This window comes from Pseudomonas sp. SIMBA_068, assembly GCF_046534705.1.
In the GTDB taxonomy this organism is placed as follows: Bacteria; Pseudomonadota; Gammaproteobacteria; order Pseudomonadales; family Pseudomonadaceae; genus Aquipseudomonas; species Aquipseudomonas putida.
Genome location: NZ_JAWRYI010001407.1, coordinates 1 through 243, shown reverse-complemented (window position 1 = coordinate 243; position 243 = coordinate 1). Strand labels below are relative to the sequence as shown.

Annotated in this window: 1 pseudogene; it reads right to left on the bottom strand. The window is 62.1% G+C overall.

Annotated features, from left to right (window positions below):
• Positions 1-243: pseudogene (locus SB756_RS34250) on the bottom strand (glutamine synthetase); the annotation flags it as partial.

Below are 243 nucleotides of genomic sequence, written 5' to 3'. Positions count from 1 at the left end.
CGGCTACCGCATGGCGCAGCTTGCGCTGTTCGGCACCTGCAAGGATGTTATTGCCAGCGCTGTCGTACAGGCTGACGTGCACATGCATGCCGCTGCCTGGTGCATCCAGGTACGGCTTGCTCATGAAGCTGGCACGGTAGCCGTGCTTCATCGCGATACCCCGGGTACTGCGGCAAAACAGCGCCGACCAGTCCGCCGCACTCAGGGGATCGTCGCTGTGGGAGAAGTTGATCTCGAACTGGC